Source organism: Fusibacter sp. 3D3 (assembly GCF_001748365.1).
Taxonomy (GTDB): domain Bacteria; phylum Bacillota; class Clostridia; order Peptostreptococcales; family Acidaminobacteraceae; genus Fusibacter_A.
Genome location: NZ_BDHH01000002.1, coordinates 389,229 through 409,591 on the forward strand (window position 1 = coordinate 389,229; position 20,363 = coordinate 409,591).

Here is a 20,363-nt window from a genome sequence, read left to right on the forward strand (position 1 = left end):
TTTTTTTGTAGATCATATGATTATTGTAAAACATGTTTTTTGACATCCTCATTAAATCATTATTGTTCTATGACCATCCCATCTTCATCCGCTTTTAATAGCTCTATTTCAGTGATGTGCTTAAGGAATAATTCTGTAAGTGCGGGATCAAATTGTCTCCCTTTAAATTTACTAATTTCCTCTAAGACCAACGCCCGTTTCATGGCGCGTCTATAAGGTCTATCATTTGTCATGGCATCATAGGCATCTGCTAAAGACAATATGCGACACTCAATAGGAATGTCTTCTCCCGCTATTCCAAGGGGATACCCACCACCATTCCAGTGTTCATGATGCATCAGAATGAGATTGGCAATATGAGCGAGTTCTGTAGATGCACTGGCAATTCTCTGCCCTATTTCACAATGTGTCTTCATGATCGTCATCTCTTCGTCCGTCAGTGGACCTGGTTTCATGAGGATATAATCTGGAATACCTACCTTCCCAAAATCATGAAACTTTGCGAGCAGTCGAATGCTCCCGAGTTGATGCTGAGGGAGTTCAAGCTTTTGACCTATGAAAAGTGCAATAAACTCAAGTCTTTCAGCGTGACCTTCCGTAATATAATCTCGTGCTTCAAGCGCACTCATCATGGTTGTCACGATTTCGTTTCTGACGCTTCCACTTTTAAGCAGTTTTTTACGATACATCATTTGATCGGCCTTTGCAAAGAGCAAATGTGTTTTATTAAGGCTTTCAGAATTAATCGCATAGCCTATACTGACACTCATCTTGATCTTTTTATCAAGTGCATAGAAATGCTTAAATTTTAAATCTAAATCACTAATCAGACGATCCAGTATCTTCTCATCGACATGTCTCAATATAACCCCAAAATCGTCTCCACCCAATCTGCCTATAATGCCACGATCTCTAAAATGGCCTTTTATGACATCAGCGATTTCTTTAATCATATGATCTCCAGTCAAATGACCAAAAGCATCGTTTATGAGCTTTAATCCATCAATATCAAACAGAATAAGACCTAAATCTTTTTCGCCATTTTCACAATGTTCTAGAAGCCTTTCCTCAAAATAAGCGCGGTTATAGAGGCCCGTTAGGTAATCTCGGGTCGCCATATACTCGAGTTTTTCAAAAAAATCCTTTGACTCCGTAATGTCACGCACAATCATGAGCACTTCATCTTTTCCAGTGGGCACAATCCGCATCTCAAACCATTTCTTTGCAATTTCAAGCTCAAACCCCCTGGCTTCAGATACCGTCAGAACTTCTTCTACCGCCTTTGAAATCTGCTCTGACCAATTCGAATCAAATATAGCCTCAAACACCATCTGCTTTATGGGATCGGGTCCTATTTCATTCAGCATAATCAATTCACCATAATATTCAAAAAAGTTTCCTTCAGAATCGCGCAAAATAAGCAAGTCAGGGATAGCCTCTAAAAGTGCAGAATTTCGAGCATTAATTTTCTCAAGTTTTTTGATGGTACCCATCAACTCTGGATAATAATTTTTCCGATTTGAACTTTCTCCAAGTCCGATAATTTTTTTCCTCAATAGATCGTTATTATTTGGATTCATAGCACAAAACCCTTTCAAAAATTTGTATAACATCTGCTTTCGACATCACTTTCGGATTTGTTACCATGCACGGATCTCGTAATGAAAATTCAGCTAATTTCTGAATTTCATCTGGCTTCACGCGCAAGTCAATTTGACCTTTTATGCCAAGCGTCATTCTCATCCCTCTAATAGCCTCTAACAAAGTCTCTTTACTTGGACTTTTCACACCAAAAGCCTCTGCGATATTTAAATAACGTGCCTTTGCAAATTCGAAATTATGTTCAATTACATGCTCCAGTAAAATACTGTTACACTCTCCATGAGGTAAATCAAAAAGCCCCCCCAAACTGTGAGCCATGGCATGAACCCCCCCTAAACTCGCATTTGAAAATGCAATGCCTGCATGCAAACTTGCAAGCATCATATTACTCAGTGCCTCTTCATTGCTTCGATCTCTATAAAGTGAAATCAGATCATTGCTGACCAGTCGAATTGCCTCAAGTGCATGCAAGTCTGTAAATGAGGAAGATGCATTCGAGACATAAGCCTCGATGGCATGTGTCAACGCATCCATCCCTGTGCATGCCGTTAAATAGTCATCCATCGTCGTGAGCAGTTCAGGATCAATTAACGCTAAATCTGGGACAACCTTTTTAGAAATAATCGCAATTTTCACGAGCCTCATTGTATTTAATATGATGGCAAACTGAGATACATCTGCCGAAGTGCCTGAAGTTGTAGGAATACAAATAAGTGGCGGACCAGGATAAGGCACTGAATCCACGCCTTCATAATCGATTATATGACCGCCATTCGTGGCAACAATAGCAATACCTTTAGCGCAATCCATGGGGCTCCCGCCTCCAATTGCTACTATAAAATTGCAGTCTTGCGCCAAAAAAACATCCGCACCAACCATGACATCAATATCCCTCGGGTTTGGAAAAATGTCACTAAACACATGGTAGTCTATATCCACTTCTGTTAAACTTTCCGTAATCTCCTTGACCCATCCTGAATTTATAACACCTTCATCCGTTACAATCAGGACCTTTTCAGCTCCTAAATTTTTCGCATACGACCCTATAAGTTTTCTGGAATTAAATCCGAAAATAAATTCTGGAATTACGATTTTTCTAAGCTCTTTCATCATAAAAAAACACTCCTTTGAGCTTTTATACCCCCAGAAGTGTTTCTTAAAATTTTATTTTGTACTGGATACAAATTCTTTTAATTCATACCCCTTATGCGTTAAGCTAAAGACGTCGACAAGACCAGGTGTGCTATAAATCGATCCATCTTCCATAATAAAAAGTGCCTCGACTTGGTCTAAAGAGTTCACATAAGCATATCCCGCCTCGAGTCCCATGACAAATACAGTCGTTGAAAGTGCATCTCCCACTACTGATTTTTCTGAAATAATAGAGACTGATTGCAACTGATTTTCTTCTGGATATCCCGTTTTAGGATTCAAAATATGATGGTATTTTACACCATCCTCCATAAAAAATCGTTCATAAGTCCCCGACGATACAATTGAATTATCTTGAAGTTTTAAGATGCCAACGATATCTTTACTTTCGCCCTTAGGGTCTCTCACCCCGATTGACCAAGCCTCACTATTGGGCTTATGACCCACCGTTAAAACATTGCCGCCTAGATTTATGATCGCGCTCTCATACCCTTCTTCTTGAATCAACGCCTTAACCTGATCTGCAATATACCCCTTTGCAATTGCACCCAAATCAAGAGACATGCCTTCCACTTTCAAAAACACATTTTGATCCGCTTCACTTAAAATAATATTGTGATAATCAATTTTGGAAAGGACATCCTTGATTTCTGATTCTTCTGGAACATGTGCGTCTTCAGATCCTATACCCCATAGATCAACCAGTGGCCCTACGGATATGTCAAACCCGCCATCTGATATTTCGCCGTATTGAATTCCCATTTGTATGAGTTCAAAAATAGGTTTTGAAACCTTTACAGGTGCCTTTCCTGCATTTTCATTAATCATAGAAATTTCTGAAGTCGTTATATTTTTAGAAATCCATTTTTCAAATTGATCAATCTCTTCAAAAATACGGTCAAAATGCGCTGACGGCACTTCTTTATCCGAATATATACTTATTTTTATATAAGTTCCAATTTGAAAACTATCTTGAGAGGTAATAATGCTATTCGTCTTAGAATCATTAACCACAGTGGATTCACTTCTAACAATTGCATCATTACCCGCTTGAGCGCTTGTGACCTCATCACCCGATGCATTTGTTGGCGCGTTGCCTGAACACCCCACTAAAACGATTGCGACCACTACATTTAATGCTAAAACACCTAAAAACAAAGCACATTTCTTTAATCTCTTTTTCAACTCTACCTCCTAATGCATTGCCTTGATTTATTATACCATGCGATAGGGTTAGGGTGTGAAAAACTGTAAACCTTGTTTTCGACACCCTAACCCTATACCTTTGAATTAAACATTCAAGTGATCCTTTTAATTTTTTTGAAATTTTATTTTTTATCAAATAAGATTTTACCAGAAACCGTAGAGGCCTTTATCAGCCTATCTTCCGAACGGTTCGAAATATTTACACGCCGTTGGCCGCCCATTTCTTTATCCACGACTGCAAAGCCACTCGGATCTATCCCCCCGGTCAATGAATCCATAGAAAGATTATATTGTTCTGGGGTTTCAACTTTTATATCTATTTTACCAGACACCGTTGAAAAATCTGCCTGTTTCGTCTCATCGCCACCATCAAACTCAATACTGCCTGATACTGTTTTTCCTTTCGCCATAACGTGTTGACCTGTTAACTTTAAACGACCTGATGTAGAACTATAAACACCATTTTCACATCTCACATCTTCCGATATAACCGATCCAGAAGTCGATTTGCCCCGAATCACTTGAGATTTCACCCCCGTCATATAGACTTTGCCGCTTACGGTCTTAAAAGTAAAATCCACTCCGTTTAGACCAATAGCTGAAAGATTTCCGGAAACGCTTGAAAATTTCCCCTGATCAATGACGAGATTCATCGGCAGCTTTATATTGATAAAAATCGTCTTAAACGGATTTTCGCCCGAATCTTTAAAGAAATTGATCAAGTCCCCAAACGAGCCATTGCGTTTTTCTTTTATCGCAATATAGTTCTCTTCCTCATAGAAATGTAACCAATCTGGCTTATCCACAAGTTCTCTTGTCTGAGGATTTAAAAGTTCAATCGTGACATCTTCAACATTGGATCTTTCAATATTAAGCTTACAGGAGACAAGGGCCACATCAAAGTTCTTTAAAGTCTCACGATCTGTTTTATTGTAAGCATAGCGCTCTTCTTCATTTGATGAATCCGCTTCAATCCGTTCAGCTTGTTCAGCAGCTTCGATAAGTTCAAGGCCTTCCTCAACACTAATTTTACCCGCTTCTATCATCTTTAATATCTCAAGTTTATTATTCATCTCTATTCCTCCTACTCTAAACTGACGGATACCACATGACCATCATCCGCTATAATATTCATAACTTCACCCACTTGACCCGATTGAATCATCTCGAGAATTGCTTCCATATCAATGTCTGTATCCACGTGTTTTATGATTTTAGAACCCAGTATTTTAAAGAGCTTTGCAGGCAACTTGATATCCACAGATTTCTCGGCTTCATCATTGGTAACGATTACTCTGACCCACTTAATCGGTTCTGTTGTCTTCTTATCTTCCTTTTTTTCAGAAACAGCATCTAATAATTTTAACCCATCTTCAGCAGATATCGTTCCGTTTTCAATCATTTTTAATATTTGTAATCTGTCCTCACTCATTTTCATTCTCCCTTCAATCGCTTTAAAGCTTCATCAGAAGTGATTTCTCCTTGACTTAATTTTTCCAGAATTTCCTTTTTACTGAGCTCTTCTTCACTGGGTTTTACATTGTATCCAAGTGCACCGATAACCTGATCTAGATTCCGTCTAACCGTTGGATATGAAATGCCTAAATCCTTTTCAATTTCTTTTATATTACCTCTGTTCTTAATAAAAATCTCGATAAACAACTTATCCTCTTTGGTCAAATAGCTAAATTTATCCAGTTCAAAATTTCCTTCAATACTGGTTTTACAATGTTCGCAATGCAGTTTTACCACTTTTAGTTTAGACTGACAAACTGGACAATTCCCTAAAACCTCTTTCTTCACAATGCACACCTCTTTCCAATTATAAATTCACCTGTTGAATATGCCTAAAATTTACTACCAATATGCCTTGATCTCTTTATTGACTAAAAACACTAAGGATACACCTAATGACAATATGCCACAAATAAGAAACAATAACCAAGAAGCCACTCTATCTGCTAAAAGTCCCATGATTACAAATCCTATTGGCGTTGCAGCTTGAGCAAGGGTGGTAATCATTGAGATCACGCGCCCCCTATAATCATCTTCTATACGCGTCTGCAAAATAGTGAACAAGGGAATATTTAAAAGTGCGTTAATAATTGCAAAGACAACGCCTATAACAGCCCATGCGCCTAAAATCTCGATGCCTTTAAAACGGCTGATCGCCCAAGGCGTTAGAGGCAGTGCAAACAAAACAAACACAAAACATTGGCTGATTAAAGAAGTGGATATCAATTTGTAATAGGACTTCCTAACGGGAATCCTTGACGCGACAATCATACCAATAATCGCACCCCCTGCAAAAATAGCTTCGAAAACACCCAGCGCTACAGCTGTCAAATGCAAATCAAACTTAATGACTCTTGGAAAAACGACCATATAGACTGGATTGACAATCAAATTTAATAAAGTAAAAAAAACAACGGTTTTAAGAAGTGCTGGATGACCTTTAATATATTCAAAACCTGCTTTCATATCACTTTTCATCTCTTTAAAGTCCACAATACCAGTAGATTTTCGTTCAAGTGCTATAAAGGTTTCTGATATACCTGAGAGTATAAATGAAATTGTATTTATGATCAAAATCCCCACAATACCAATATAATAATATAGAAACCCTGCAGCTGCTGAACCTAAAATCATTGTAAACTGCCTTGACATGCCGTTGTATGAATTGGCCTTATTGAGTTGACTCTCGTGCACTATATTGGGCACACTTGCATCTATCGCGGAATTGAAGAGAGCACTCAACCCATTACTGATTATTGTGATCACGAAAATACTTAGAATCGGATAAAAGTCCATATAAATGGCAATTGTTAAAATTGCAAACAACACACCTCTCATAAAATCCGTGCCATAAATAATTTTGCGCCTATCAAATCGATCTACGATGACCCCGCCAATCGGTCCTACTAGAATATAAGGTAAAACCATACAAATCCCAAATCCAGATATGATAAGTCCCACATTTTGAGCAGTTCCTGCACTCATAAGATACCAAATAATCGATATTGAATAGAGTGCGTTTCCAAGGTTAGATACAATCTGCCCTAACAGTAAAAGCATGAAATTTTTGTTCCCCACAATGTTTTGTTGCGGTGCTAACGATTCTTCACTCATTTTGATCTCCTTCACTATGTAACCGTATTCGCTTGATATCCTAAAACTAATATAAGCTTATACATCATCAAAGTCAATATGATAATTTAATTTCTAACCATTTTTTAACCATACTATTGATAATATTAATTTAATGATTAATTATATTGAAAACACTTAATAACATAAAAAGGAGTCTTCTTAAAAATGATTTTTCAATCACCTTCAGAAAACTCCTCATCATTTTATATGTTTATTTCATTCGATCCGCATCGGTCAAAGGGTTGCTCAACTTTTGATTTTTGACTTTTGACACTCTAACGATCGTTTATTTTCTTGCGATTTCTGTTAGACTTGTCACTAAGTTAGCAACACCTGCTAAATCAGAAGGGATAATGATCTTAGTCGCTTGTCCATCCGCAACACGTTCCAACGCTTCAAAGCTTTTTAACATGAGTACAGCTTGATCCGCATTTGCTGCTTTAAGCATTTCAAGACCTTGAGCCGTCGCTTGTTGCACTTTGAGAATCGCTTCTGCTTGACCTTCGGCTTCTCTGATTTGAGCTTCTTTTCTCGCTTCTGCTCTTAAGATCGCCGATTGTTTTTCCGCTTCAGCATCTAAGATAACGGATTCTTTTTTACCTTCAGCCACAAGAATCGCTGAACGCTTCTCGCCTTCTGCCCTTAAAATAGATTCTCTTCTCTCACGCTCTGCTCTCATCTGCTTTTCCATTGCTTCTTGGATATCCTTTGGCGGTAAAATATTTTTAACCTCTACACGGTTAACTTTAATCCCCCATGGATCTGTAGCTTCATCAAGAATACTCCGCATTTGCGTATTGATCAGATCTCTTGAAGTTAATGTTTCATCCAGTTCAAGTTGTCCTATTATATTTCTAAGTGTTGTTGCCGTTAAATTCTCTATCGCAACAATAGGTTGTGCAACACCGTAAGTAAATAATTTTGCATCTGTAATTTGGTAATAGACGACGGTATCAATTTTCATCGTAACATTGTCTTTCGTAATTACAGGTTGTGGTGGAAAATCAACTACCATTTCCTTCAGAGACACTCTCTTAGAAACTCTGTCCAGCAAAGGCATTTTGAAATGCAAGCCAGTTTCCCATGTACCATGGTAAGCGCCTAGGCGTTCGAGTACATATGAACTGGCCTGAGGTACAATTCTAATATTGCTGACGACCAGTAAAAATGCAAGAACAACAAGTATTGTTCCTAATATAAAACCACCCATAAAATCCTCCTATAAAATATGATTTATCTGAATCTCAATGATCAAGCAAATTATCCTTGAACATCATGAGCTTTCATTTATTTTTTCTTAACAATCAATTTAACGCCTTCTATTGCTAGGACTTCAACTTCTTCATTCTCATCAATTTCTTCATGTTCAGGACACTTTGCAGTCCACATTTGCCCATTGACCTTCACAAGACCTGTTTCTTTCATTTTAATCGCTTTAGTTACATATCCTGTTTCCCCAATAATGGCATCGATATTGGTTTTGTTTTGACCTATTTTAAGCACCTTTTTAGCAATCGGTCTCGTGTAAATGAGAAGTACCACCGCAACGATTACAAAGACCACAAATTGGATCACGATATTAAATCCCATTGCTGAAGTTATCAGTGCTGCTAAAGAACCCACTGCAAACCAGATTGATGTAAGTCCCAATGTACCGGCCTCAATCAAAGTGAATACCACAATAAGGACGGCCCACATTATCGTAAAATAGTTTAAATCCATGTTCTCACCTCCCAAAGTGATTTGATATCATATGCTACCCTATACCTAGTAATTCATGTATAATAGAGTTATCTTAATATTATTATACCCTTTTGACTTTGATAAAGTATTAAAAAACCCTTAAAAAACGAGAGAAATCTTAAGTGAAGGAGGCTCTTCAATTGAATAAATATAAGCATACTATTGGTTTCCATTTTCTTATGATTTTGACGTTCAGTTTATGCATTGTTTTCGTCGTCGAAAAACTAGTCCAGTGGCACGCCATAATTGCCGTTTCCTTTCTTTCAATTAGTTTATTTGGACTTTACTTATTCTTGGCAACACGTTATATGAAATTTCAAAGTTTGATCAATAGAACACTGACAAACATACGCGAAGAAATGGTAAACACTCCTATTTATAATAAATTTATCATTGGCCCTCAAATAGAGGATACGCTTAAATTTTCACAAATTTTTCATCGCAGTTCGAAGAACTTTGAAAGAAGCATCCAGCTTGTACTTGAGTATATAAAGCAAAGTCATAACTCAATCATAGAATTAAATCGATTGAATGCCTGTAAAAGCAGTACTTTAGATACTATACTGGCTGTTAGCAATCACATTTTGGATCGCAATGCCGACGAGGATTTTTATACGCTTATTCTCAATTCTGCCATTGATGTTATAGAAAACGCCACAAAAGGCAGTATCTTAGTCTTGAATGCCGAAACCAATAGATACGAATATCAAACTGCTGTTGGCTTTGAACTAGAATACCTAAAACATATTGACTATGCACTAGAAGAAACCTTTCTATATCAATACACAGATGGTAATTTAGATCAACCGATGGTCGTCTCGAGCGTTCAAGATTTCAGTCATTCTATACTCTCTGAGGAAACCATCAAATGGCTCACCAAGGCAAATTGGTTAGAGGCCAAAGAAGCGCTTTCAACGCCCATTATGATTGATCATAAGCTCTATGCCATTTTAAACATCGATAGCAGCCAAGATAACGCATTTGATGCAGTTGACGTTCAACTCATCCAATTCTTCAGTGCACAAATTTCAATCGCAATTCGCAATAAACGCCTTGTGGATGAAACCGTAAAATTGTCCCAATTTGATAAACTTACAGGTGCATACAATCGCAACTACTTTGAAAAAATATTTGAATCTCACAGCGAATTGACACTTGAGAATCTTGAACCCTATGCCATTGTACTCTGTGATTTAAACTTTTTGAAATCCATTAACGATACTTTTGGCCATACTGCAGGCGATCTCGTCCTTTCAGAATTTTCAAATCTCATTCAAAATTCTATTCGGGATTCAGATATTTTCTCCAGAGTAGGTGGTGATGAATTTGTGCTTCTTCTCAAAAACATTCATTACCAGAAAGCAGAAGAAAAAATGGCCTCTATATTTAATCGATATGAATATTATACGGTGAATTTTAACGGTCATAAGCTTCCCATCAGCTTTAGTTACGGTTTGGCTGCATCACCAGATGATTCGATGGTTTATGATGTTCTGATCAAGATCGCCGACGTCCGAATGTATGAATTTAAAAAGGCTTATAAAGAAACGCACCAAGATATTTTGACTTCAATTCTACACTGATTTACAAAAACATTAATAGGAGGATCAAAATGAACTATAATTGGAGTTTGAACGCACTTTATACCGACTTTGACTCAGCAGATTTTAAAAAAGATTTTAATGCGCTTGAAATGGAACTTGAAGCCTTAAACAAAGCTGCCCAGTCTTTAAAAGATGGCGAGTCACTCGAGATCTATTTTAGGCACTACGAAAGTTTTAACATATTAGTGGCTAAGCTCTACTCTTATTGTAACCTAACTTTCTCAGTCAATACCAAACACGAAAAGGCACTTCAATATTCGGATAAGATTCTAACCCTCTATAACAATGCCACACTTGCAAAAGCCAAATGTGTTCATTTTCTAAATCAAATAGAAGCTATCGATGCGGTCATCCAGCACTCTGAATATCTGTCTTCATTATCCTTTATCATCATGAGATTAAAAGCGTCTGGAACGCATATGCTTTCTGAATCCGAAGAAGTTATCGCCTCTAAGTTATCTCAAACGGGCTCAAATGCTTGGAGTACTCTACAAAGCAAGTTGACTTCAACACTCACTGCAACCCTCATATTAGAGGATAAAACAGAAGTTTTACCAATCGCAACCCTCCGAAATTTGGCAAAAGATTCTGATCCTAAGGTTCGAAAAGCAGCCTATGAGGCCGAACTTTTAGCTTATTCAAAAATAGATGAAGCTATTGCACTTTCACTAAATAGTATAAAAGGTGAAGTCATTACCATGAGCGAACTCAGAGGGTATGCTTCTCCTTTAGATAAAACCCTTGAAGATTCGAGAATGTCTAAAAAATCACTTGATGCCATGTTCAGCGCCATACAAAAATACATTCCAGAATTTCAAAAATATCTTGTAGCAAAAGGGAAATTTTTGAATCATCAAAATGGGCTCCCTTTTTATGATCTCTTTGCCCCTGTCGGCACTCAGTGCAAAAAGTATACCTATGAAGAAGGCTGTGAATTCGTCTTGACTAATTTCAAGCAATTTTCAGATAGACTCTACCAAGTGGCTAAAGATGCCATGGATAAATCTTGGATTGATGTAGAGCCCAAAGACGGCAAAGTTAACGGTGCTTTCTGTTCGGATCAACACCCTATAAAAGAATTTAGAGTGATGCTCAATTATACGGGAAATTTAGGTGATGTAACCACTTTAGCGCATGAACTCGGTCATGGCTATCATGTAATGTGTACCCTTGATGAGAACATTTTAAATACAGATGCACCCATGCCTCTGGCCGAAACTGCATCTACATTCTGCGAGACCATCGTCAATAATGCGGCTCTTGAAATCGCTTCAAAAGAGGAAGCCATTACTATTTTAGAGAATGCTCTACAAGATGCCACTCAAGTTATCTGTGACATCTACTCAAGATTTTTGTTTGAATCTGCTTTATTCGATACACGTGTGGATCATCCGCTTTCTGTGGCAGAATTTAAAGAAGCCATGCTAAACGCTCAAAAAGAAGCTTACGGTGCTGGGCTTGATCACGATTATCTTCATCCTTATATGTGGCTCATCAAACCGCATTATTATTCAGCTGATCTCAATTTTTATAATTTCCCGTATGCCTTTGGATTACTCTTTGCGAAAGGTCTCTATGCAAAATATCTTGAAGATAAAACATACTTTGTAGAGCATTATGACCAGCTGCTTGCGTCAGCAGGGAAAATGGCCATCGTGGATGTTTGTAAACTTATGGATATTGATGTTGAATCAGAAGCCTTTTGGATTAAATCACTTGAAATCATCAAAAAAGATATTGTTCTCTTTGAATCTCTCATTCAAAAAAGTTATCCACAATAATAGAATTATGTGAAGCAAACAGATGTTTGTCAACAGTATCCACAGACTTATCCACAATTTTAGCTTTTCCCTGTTGAAATCCTGTTAATTTTAACGGTTTACAGTGTGGATAAACCCAATTATCTGTTTTTAACCCGGCTCTATGATTAAGAGGGTTAAGGCGGTTAAAGGGAAAAGTCACCACGATTTCAAAAAAAGGATTTGAGCTCAAATAGGGCTCAAATCCTTTTTATATGAATTAATAAATTTTCTAATATCATCGGCACGGTTTCTTCTAGATCTTTTTTGAAAACACGCTCCGTTTTTTGATGCAAATCCTTACCCCAAGGCCCAATTATGGAACACGGAATATTGAGTTTGTTCAATTTTTCAAAATTGATGCTATAACGTTTATTCATGAGTGGCATATTATTTTCTATAGCTTCCGCACTTGTCTGCATCCCTTTAAGATAACTCATATCACAAATTTTCATAAAAAAGGGTTCATTTCTATAAGAAAAGCCACATTTAGAACACGCTTCTTCAATGACTTCGTTGAAGTGTTCCATGTGAAAATCCGTGGCATCAACAGCTGGATAAAAAGGCGCCAACAACCCAATAACCACCACGGGATGATCAAACTCTAAAAATTCCATGATATGCTTAATGAGCATCACCGTAAGCCGTTGATCATTCATTTCTGAATGGAGTTCTAAGTATTGATTTACAAAAGCCTCAGCATCGGTTTTCTCTTCAAGTAATGCTATTAATTCCTCGTAAAGCAACACTTTCGTTTTAAACTCTTTGACACATTCGAATGATCTCAAACCTTGTTTTCTTAAAAATTCATTTTGAGAATAGTTGAACTGATTGATCGCATCCTCCAATGACCACACACACAACTCTTTAAGTTGAGAGAGTTTCGCATCCAAGCAATCTTTTAAAAACATCCAGTTAAAAAAAGCACTTGCAAATTCTGGTGTAGTCACATCATATTGCTCTTTCAAATCTCTTAAATATAGAAAAGTAGGTGGCGGCGTCATTTTTTTATATTTGACATCGCCCATCTCAGTATTAAGTTCAACCGCCTTAACGATTTCAGTTAGAATACTGATTGGATTAAGCCCCGAGAAGACATCACCCGTGTGAACAGGAATCCCCTTTGCGACAATAAGTGGCATCATTTTACCCGCAGAACCTGAGTAAGTGACAAATTCTTCATCACATCGCCGTTCATGAGGTTCTGTTAAAAATGCACTGTGAAAATGAAGCGCATATCGAGCGCGCAGAGTCTCTATTAATTCAATGCAATGACGCATACCTGCTGATAAATTTTCTTCATCAGGCACCGCAAGAAATAGAATATTGGGATACTCATCACTTAAAGTAGCTCTTTCTAAAAGCGCGAGGTTTATAGCAATCCCGGCTTTCATATCACAACTCCCTCTTCCAAAAATCCATTGATCGGGTTCAGATTCTAAATCTCCAAATTTAGTTCTTAAAAAATCCGAATCAAAAGCATGTGCTCTAAACTCACCATATTGCTCAATGCCGACAATATCATGGTGACCAAATAAAATCACGGTTTCTTTAGCGCCTTTATCGACAAGTGCCCAAATACAACTTCGCTCCAAACGATCATTCGGCAAAAGTGATCGCCCACACAATGTCTTATTTTTTTTAAAGTAATCCATATCTTCAATTAAATCCAGCAAAAGTGATTCAAATTCTTTTTCATGAAAAGAATCTGAATCACTTCTACATGACATCAGTTTGTAAAAATGATCTAGTACTATTTTTTGTGACATATTATATTCATCCTCGATTATCATGAAAATTTCAATTATGGTCAGAGTGTCAAAGCAGTTTCGCATAAATCCTCTAACATGACGTACATTCCATTATATTTTAACATAACTGAACTTATATAGATACGATAATTCGAGCTTAAATATCAAATTTTTCCACATGTGCCTTTAAACTTCTGGAGGTATTTCTGACATTTCCCACTTCTTTATAAACGGATTCAGATACACTCACGATATCGCCCACATTATTTGCAACTTCATTAATACCAGATGTACTTTCCCCTATATTAACAGCAATGCTACCGATTGATCGATTGACATCCTCTACTGAAACCTTCATCGCCTGCATGGTCAGATCAAATCTTGTAAAGAGATTATTAAGCGTTGTCGCATCATTATCATACTGATCTCCAAGACCTAATAAAAGCTCATAGTCCTTCATCACATTTTCCTCAATAAAGGAGGTGAGTTCATTTGCACTCTTGCTCAAATCTTCAACGGAGTCTACTACAATCCCAATCACACTTTGAATTTCGTTAGCAGATTTTTGGCTTGTAGAAGCCAGTTTTCGAATTTCATCTGCTACTACAGCAAACCCTCTACCAGCATCACCCGCACGAGCCGCTTCTATCGCTGCATTGAGTGCAAGTAAATTGGTCTGCTCTGCAATATTCATAATCGCATCCGTTAATTTATTGACTTTCTCAACATCTTTTGCTTTGTACATGGCCTCCGATAAAGTGATTTTTGCCCCTTTATAGAGCGTATTTGCCTTTTTTTGAGCCTCAACGGATTGATTTTTTATATTTTGACTTCTTGCCTTGATTTCACTGGCAAATTGTAGGCCTTCCTGAGATTGTAAAACGACTTCACTGATTTTCGTATCAATTTCGTCGGTGGTCGCATAGATTTCATCTGCAGCAGCATTCGTTTCTTCCATGCTGGCTGTCAATTGTTGCACGCTTGCAGAAATTTCTTCAATATAGTGATTTAATGCCTCCACGCGTTTTTCTACCGCTTCTGCCAACCGATCTAGAGTTATTGAATTTTCATCCACATCTACCAGTACTTCTCGAAGGATTTGATTATAAAGATTGAAGGCACCTGCTAATTCATGAAATTCATCCTTGTTTTTCAACACAATTTGCTTTTTTAAATCTCTATTTTGTGCAGCCTCTTTGAGATCATTTTTTACGATATTAAGGGGCCTTGTAATCGATCTTAAATTAATAATCGCAATCAAAATAGCTAAAATAATTGAAACCGCTAAGACAATAAGAGAATTCTTAATAGATGCATTTCTGAGTTGCGCTATTGCAGTCGTCTGTTTAGTGGACGCATTTACAGCACTCTTATTGATAAATTCAGTGGCATTCACAAGATCCTTTTGCTTAAAGCCAAGATCACTGTTTACGGAAAGCAACGCTTTCACAGCAGTTTCATATTGGCCTAGTTCAGATGTCAAGGTCTCTAAGGCACTTAAAAATATGCCTTGATCACTGATCATCTGAAGTTCACTGATTGACTCTTTAATACTGACCATAAAACCAGAAGCTTGATCCATTTGCTTTTTGTCACGTGTCAGTAAATATTTGCTTTCTAAACTTCTGATATGTTCAATGTTATTCTGAATGCCTCCAATGAGAAGACGCACTTCTGTATCCGTTTCGAAAGAAGCGCCTTCACTTGATATCATGTCCGAAAGTCGGTCTAAACCGCCCTCTATCTGGCTTCCAAATTGACCGCTCACAGTTGTGATCTGAACTACTAGAGCGTCACGTTCAGCCGTTAAATTGGAATAGGCCTCAAATTCTCCTAAATATTTCGAAACACCGGTCAATATATTTCTGAGATCGGCAGAAGTTTTAGAATCAATATTCTGACTTCTTAAAGCTTGTGTCTGTTTTTCAATCGTCTCTAGATTTTTAATAATTTCGGTTTTTAGATTTTCATCTGCATCAGAATCATAGGCCATCTGCGCTATAATCGTTTGATTAAGAACTTGTTCAATATCTCTGATTTTTTCATAAAAACCCACTTTTTCGTTTATTGCCCTCATTTGATTGATCGCATATCCCACGGAAAGTCCAATGAGACTTACCAGTAATAGAAAAGATAAAATAAGTTTTAATTGAACACTTATATTGATTTTCTTAAATTTGCTCTTTTTTATTTTGGAATCGTATACCGATGATTTCACAGATTTCCTTTTGAAAGTGTCTTTAAGTTTTTTTACCCCATCATTGAATCGAATTTGGATGCCCATGTTTTCCCCTTCCTAATAAATCAACTCATAGAATTGTCAATTTATTATTACATCAATTGATGACCATCGCAATATTTTAATGCAAGTTTTGTTGAGTTTTAACAACCACTTAACTTCACACTAACATTGGCGGATTACACGCATTCTCATCACAAAATTTTAATCCGCATTTTTAGAGCTTGTTATGTTATACTTATTTTGAAAGTAAGGAAAGGGTGACATTATGAAAATTGTAGAAATTTTTTGCGATGGGGCTTGTTCTGGTAATGGACAAGAGACAAATGTAGGTGGCTGGGGTGCGGTTCTCGTTTGCAACGGCCAAAAAAAAGAACTCTTTGGCGGTGAAGCTGCAACCACTAACAATATCATGGAATTGACTGCAGCTATAGAAGCCCTTAAGAGTTTAAAAACAACTTCACTTGAAGTTCGAATCTTTTCAGACAGTGCTTATGTAGTCAATTGCTTTAGAGAAGGTTGGTATCAAAAATGGCGATTAAACGGTTGGCGAAATTCTAAAAAAGAACCTGTTGAAAACAAACTGCTCTGGGAAACTTTGATCCATCTTGTAGAGTCGTTTTCAAAAGTTGAATTTTATAAAATAAAAGGTCATCTAAACTTAAACCTCAAAGCGGATGTTCAAAAATGGTATAAAAAATTTAATGACAACAACGGTCTTCAGTTTTCACTCGATGAATTCATAAATGTAAGTACGTACAATCATCTTGCTGATGAACTCGCCAACAAAGGGATGGCGCCTTATAAAGAGAAGACGCCCACCCTATAATCATGATCAAAACGGCCTGCACACCTATAGAATGGTTACTACTAGGTGTGCAGGCCGTTTTGATTTAAAAGAAGGATCCCAGAGCACATACTCTCACTGGTTACAGCAATGACAAGCCTTCTTTGTTCAATTCAGCTTCTCTTTCTGAAAGGGCTTGAATCACATGGTCAATGTGTTCTGTAAGATCAACCCCAAGTTCTTCTGAACCCTTTGCAATGTCTTCTCTACTCACTGCACGCGCAAATGCTTTATCCTTGAGTTTTTTCTTAACCGACTTAGAGGCAAGTCCAACAAACTTATCGGGTCTCACAAGTGCCACAGCTACCACGAAACTTGAAAGTTCATCCACTGCAAAAAGAGTCTTTGCCATAGAAGTCTCTCGTGGTGTATTGGTATGATCCCCATGTCCTTTAACCGCTGTTACAAAGGCTTCATCATAACCATGAGACCTCAATAAATCAAGTGCCATCAGTGGATGTTCCTCAGGATATTTTTCAAAATCAATATCATGTAAAAGCCCACATTGTCCCCATAATTCTAAAGGTTCATCAAAATAAGCCGAATACCATCTCATACTGGCTTCTACTGCAAGACAGTGCTTAATCAAACTTTCACTTTTAACTTCTGTCTTCAGCAGCTCAAAAGCTTCCTTACGTTCCATTATACTCATGTTTTTCCTCCTGATCTCTTTTATATATTTTACCACTTTTTTATGCGCATGAGACTAATGATCTAAAAAAAGCCTCTGAAATTTATCAAAGGCTTTACATTTATATTATGACTCTTCTGAACTTAGTAGTTCGTTTCTTTTAATTCAAAATGAGCTTGTGGATGTAAACAGGTTGGACAAGTTTGCGGTGCCTCTGTACCTTCGTGAACATAACCACATTTGTCGCATTTCCATCTAACGGATTCTTCTTTTCTGAAAACAAGACCTTTTTCAATGTTTTCCGCAAGTTTATTATATCTATTTTCATGCTCAATTTCAGCTTTAGCAATAAATTCAAACGCTACAGCTACTTTTGGGAAACCTTCTTCTTTCGCTATTTTCGCAAACTCAGGATAAAGAAGTGTCCACTCTTCATTTTCGCCCATTGCAGCAGCTTTTAAATTTTCAAGTGTAGTGCCCACTATACCCGCTGGATATGTTGCCGTGATTTCTACATCGCCACCTTCTAAGAAGCTAAAAAATCGACCTGCATGAATTCTTTCATTATCAGCCGTTTCTAAAAATATTTTTGCAATTTGCTTGTAACCTTCTTTGTCCGCTTTGCTTGCAAACATGGTGTATCTGTTTCTTGCTTGAGATTCACCTGCAAAAGCCTTTAATAAATTTTGTTCTGTTTGAGTCCCTTTAATAGACATTAATTTACCTCCCTTTTGAATCTTTATTTAACTTACCACACACCTTCTTTTAAATAACAGGTGGTGTGAATACCCTTGCTCCAAGTTCACGATCAAGCATGAGCATGCCGTGTCCTTCGCCGTTGATCAATTTAAGTTCATTAATAATTTTTTCAGCAGAACTTTCTTCTTCAACTTGTTCATCGATGAACCATACCATTAAATTGCGAGTAGGTCGATCTTTCTCATCCTCTGCAATATCAGCGATATTGTTTAAAAGTGCTGTCACATGTCTTTCATGCTCAAGTGTCTGCTCGAATATTTCGATGACGTTCTTCCACTCAATTTGTGGTTTTTCAATGGACTCTAATACAACTCTTCCGCCTCTTTCGTTCAAGAACGTAAAAAATCTCATTGCATGAAATTGTTCTTCTTCGAATTGAACACGCATCCAAGTTGCAAACCCTGGTAAGTTTATGCTTTCAAGATATGCCGACATCGAAAGATACAAGTATGCAGAATACATTTCAGCATTAATTTGTTCATTTATCACTTTTTCTAATTTTGAATTTATCACGACTTTCCTCCTTCATTGGTTTTGAACATTTGCAATCTTTTATTGATTTTCATAAAATGAGAGTTCAGCACTAAGTACTAAACTCTATAATGAATCTCATTTATAATTCGTTTTTCCAAAGACCATGGAGATTACAATACTCTCTTGCCTTAATTGCTTTTTCATCTGTTTTAAAAATGGCAACTGGCTCATCTCCTGGATTTAAAAATGTAATCAACGTTTCTGTTTCAGTAATCAATTCGATCCATTCAATATAGTGTTCTTCTTTCATTGGATGAAGTGTAGAACCCACCGTAACTTTATAACCGCCCGCGATGTTTTCGATCACTGGTACATGTTTTTCAGTTGAAGAATCCGCCGATTTTTCTTCTAAAAGGGTCATATCTTGATCACAACAGACAAGTGTGCCACCACCTACATGTTCTACTTCAACGATGTTGCCACAAACGCCACATTTATATACGTCTAATCTTTTCATGCTTTCAATACCTCCTAGGATTCAGTTTTACAGTTTTTACAGATCCCATAGTAGAACATTTACTTTTCCTTAATTTCAAATCCCTCAAGTGATTCTTCACCGACATCCTCTATCTTTACATCAAAATCATATACAGAATGACAAACTTCACATTTGAAATGTCCATGAAGATTTGTATCGGCATCGAAGCGCGTTTCATTTTCATCAATGGTAATCACCATTGCGATTTCCTTCTCTATAAAAGTCTTTAGTGTGTTGTAAACAGTCGTCTTAGATAGAGTTGGAATGTCGCCATTCAATGCATTATAAATATTTTCAACGGTAGGATGTTCAATAGTATTCATTAAAAACTCATAAATCTTAACCCTCTGATATGAGGGTTTGATGCCATGGGTTTTTAAAAAATCACCTACATTTTCAACATACATGCGTTCACCAACTTCATATTTAGTTTTATTTTACAGGTTCAAACATATCCTTGCCTACACCGCAAAGTGGGCATACCCAATCTTCAGGCACATCATCAAATGTTGTACCTGCTACAACACCACCATCTGGATCGCCAATTTCAGGATCATAAATATAACCACATGCTACACATTCGTATTTCATAATTTTCTCCTCCAAAATATTATTTTGCTGAATAAAAGCATCTCTTTGGAGCATAAATCTCCTCAGATTTTTTTAATGCTTTAATTGCCTTATCTACTTCATCTTTTGATACGCCTAGTTTTTCAGCAATTTCACCAGGCCTCAACGGCTGACTTTCTTTTAAAAGTGCGACAATTTGTACTTCTAATGACATTGCATCACCTCTTTATCAGTTTGTAATGATTACAAACTGATAATATCACAACTTAGAATAACTGTCAATAAGTTGTTACTACTC

Annotated in this window: 21 protein-coding genes; 3 read left to right on the plus strand and 18 right to left on the minus strand. The window is 37.1% G+C overall.

The genetic code is table 11. The features are described from left to right. Positions 1 to 59: 59 nt before the first annotated feature. The 9 genes from F3D3_RS03735 to F3D3_RS03775 form a co-directional block, all read right to left on the minus strand. Positions 60 to 1,580: a diguanylate cyclase gene (locus F3D3_RS03735; RefSeq protein ID WP_069871318.1), complete on the minus strand. Its 1,521-nt coding sequence runs from the start codon at positions 1,578 to 1,580 to the stop codon at positions 60 to 62. Then, positions 1,567 to 2,715, minus strand: coding sequence for an alcohol dehydrogenase-like regulatory protein ErcA (gene ercA, locus F3D3_RS03740; RefSeq protein WP_069871320.1), 1,149 nt, complete (start codon positions 2,713 to 2,715; stop codon positions 1,567 to 1,569). Before ercA ends, F3D3_RS03735 begins: the two co-directional genes overlap by 14 nt. Positions 2,716 to 2,766: 51 nt before the next feature. Further along, complete coding sequence (locus F3D3_RS03745) at positions 2,767 to 3,939, minus strand: FAD:protein FMN transferase (protein ID WP_084388806.1); 1,173 nt, start codon at positions 3,937 to 3,939, stop codon at positions 2,767 to 2,769. A gap of 143 nt (positions 3,940 to 4,082) precedes the next feature. Then, on the minus strand, positions 4,083 to 5,033 hold the full coding sequence (locus tag F3D3_RS03750; protein ID WP_069871322.1) for a DUF4097 family beta strand repeat-containing protein: 951 nt from the start codon (positions 5,031 to 5,033) through the stop codon (positions 4,083 to 4,085). Positions 5,034 to 5,044: 11 nt separating this feature from the next. Then, entirely contained in the window at positions 5,045 to 5,392 is a 348-nt protein-coding gene (locus F3D3_RS03755; protein WP_069871324.1) for a hypothetical protein, read from the minus strand. A gap of 2 nt (positions 5,393 to 5,394) precedes the next feature. Beyond that, positions 5,395 to 5,763: a DUF2089 domain-containing protein gene (locus F3D3_RS03760; protein WP_069871326.1), complete on the minus strand. Its 369-nt coding sequence runs from the start codon at positions 5,761 to 5,763 to the stop codon at positions 5,395 to 5,397. A gap of 54 nt (positions 5,764 to 5,817) precedes the next feature. Beyond that, positions 5,818 to 7,089 (minus strand): MFS transporter, encoded by a 1,272-nt coding sequence (locus tag F3D3_RS03765; protein WP_069871328.1) that lies wholly within the window; start codon positions 7,087 to 7,089, stop codon positions 5,818 to 5,820. Between the two features lie 307 nt (positions 7,090 to 7,396). Further along, positions 7,397 to 8,320 (minus strand): SPFH domain-containing protein, encoded by a 924-nt coding sequence (locus F3D3_RS03770; RefSeq protein WP_069871330.1) that lies wholly within the window; start codon positions 8,318 to 8,320, stop codon positions 7,397 to 7,399. A 77-nt stretch (positions 8,321 to 8,397) separates the two neighbouring features. After that, the gene (locus F3D3_RS03775) at positions 8,398 to 8,832 is read right to left on the minus strand and encodes an NfeD family protein (RefSeq protein WP_069871332.1); all 435 of its coding nucleotides are present in this window, start codon (positions 8,830 to 8,832) and stop codon (positions 8,398 to 8,400) included. A gap of 161 nt (positions 8,833 to 8,993) precedes the next feature. Here F3D3_RS03775 and F3D3_RS03780 point away from each other — a divergent pair, with 161 nt between their 5' ends. Then, the gene (locus F3D3_RS03780; RefSeq protein WP_069871334.1) at positions 8,994 to 10,436 is read left to right on the plus strand and encodes a sensor domain-containing diguanylate cyclase; all 1,443 of its coding nucleotides are present in this window, start codon (positions 8,994 to 8,996) and stop codon (positions 10,434 to 10,436) included. A 29-nt stretch (positions 10,437 to 10,465) separates the two neighbouring features. Continuing rightward, a complete protein-coding gene (locus F3D3_RS03785; RefSeq protein ID WP_069871336.1) occupies positions 10,466 to 12,238 on the plus strand; it encodes a M3 family oligoendopeptidase in 1,773 nt (590 codons plus the stop codon). A gap of 218 nt (positions 12,239 to 12,456) precedes the next feature. Here the strand turns inward: F3D3_RS03785 and F3D3_RS03795 are convergent, their stop codons facing one another. After that, positions 12,457 to 14,025 (minus strand): M20/M25/M40 family metallo-hydrolase, encoded by a 1,569-nt coding sequence (locus F3D3_RS03795; protein WP_175438277.1) that lies wholly within the window; start codon positions 14,023 to 14,025, stop codon positions 12,457 to 12,459. Positions 14,026 to 14,164: 139 nt separating this feature from the next. Next, positions 14,165 to 16,291, minus strand: coding sequence for a methyl-accepting chemotaxis protein (locus F3D3_RS03800; RefSeq protein WP_069871342.1), 2,127 nt, complete (start codon positions 16,289 to 16,291; stop codon positions 14,165 to 14,167). Positions 16,292 to 16,514: 223 nt separating this feature from the next. On the opposite strand from F3D3_RS03800, the gene F3D3_RS03805 reads away from it, so the two are divergent. After that, positions 16,515 to 17,075 carry a ribonuclease H gene (locus F3D3_RS03805; protein ID WP_069871344.1) on the plus strand — a complete coding sequence of 187 codons (561 nt, stop codon included), beginning with the start codon at positions 16,515 to 16,517 and terminating at the stop codon, positions 17,073 to 17,075. 100 nt (positions 17,076 to 17,175) lie between these two features. Here the strand turns inward: F3D3_RS03805 and F3D3_RS03810 are convergent, their stop codons facing one another. The 7 genes from F3D3_RS03810 to F3D3_RS03840 form a co-directional block, all read right to left on the minus strand. Then, on the minus strand, positions 17,176 to 17,745 hold the full coding sequence (locus F3D3_RS03810; protein WP_207645339.1) for an HAD family hydrolase: 570 nt from the start codon (positions 17,743 to 17,745) through the stop codon (positions 17,176 to 17,178). Between the two features lie 122 nt (positions 17,746 to 17,867). Beyond that, on the minus strand, positions 17,868 to 18,440 hold the full coding sequence (gene rbr / locus F3D3_RS03815) for a rubrerythrin (protein WP_069871346.1): 573 nt from the start codon (positions 18,438 to 18,440) through the stop codon (positions 17,868 to 17,870). A gap of 49 nt (positions 18,441 to 18,489) precedes the next feature. Beyond that, a complete protein-coding gene (locus F3D3_RS03820) occupies positions 18,490 to 18,996 on the minus strand; it encodes a ferritin (RefSeq protein WP_069871347.1) in 507 nt (168 codons plus the stop codon). A gap of 100 nt (positions 18,997 to 19,096) precedes the next feature. Further along, positions 19,097 to 19,474, minus strand: a complete 378-nt coding sequence (locus F3D3_RS03825) for a desulfoferrodoxin (protein ID WP_069871349.1) — start codon at positions 19,472 to 19,474, stop codon at positions 19,097 to 19,099. Between the two features lie 59 nt (positions 19,475 to 19,533). Next, complete coding sequence (locus F3D3_RS03830; RefSeq protein ID WP_069871351.1) at positions 19,534 to 19,902, minus strand: Fur family transcriptional regulator; 369 nt, start codon at positions 19,900 to 19,902, stop codon at positions 19,534 to 19,536. A 25-nt stretch (positions 19,903 to 19,927) separates the two neighbouring features. Next, positions 19,928 to 20,089 (minus strand): rubredoxin, encoded by a 162-nt coding sequence (gene rd / locus F3D3_RS03835; RefSeq protein ID WP_069871423.1) that lies wholly within the window; start codon positions 20,087 to 20,089, stop codon positions 19,928 to 19,930. A 16-nt stretch (positions 20,090 to 20,105) separates the two neighbouring features. Continuing rightward, positions 20,106 to 20,279 carry an HTH domain-containing protein gene (locus F3D3_RS03840; RefSeq protein ID WP_069871353.1) on the minus strand — a complete coding sequence of 58 codons (174 nt, stop codon included), beginning with the start codon at positions 20,277 to 20,279 and terminating at the stop codon, positions 20,106 to 20,108. Positions 20,280 to 20,363 lie beyond the last annotated feature (84 nt).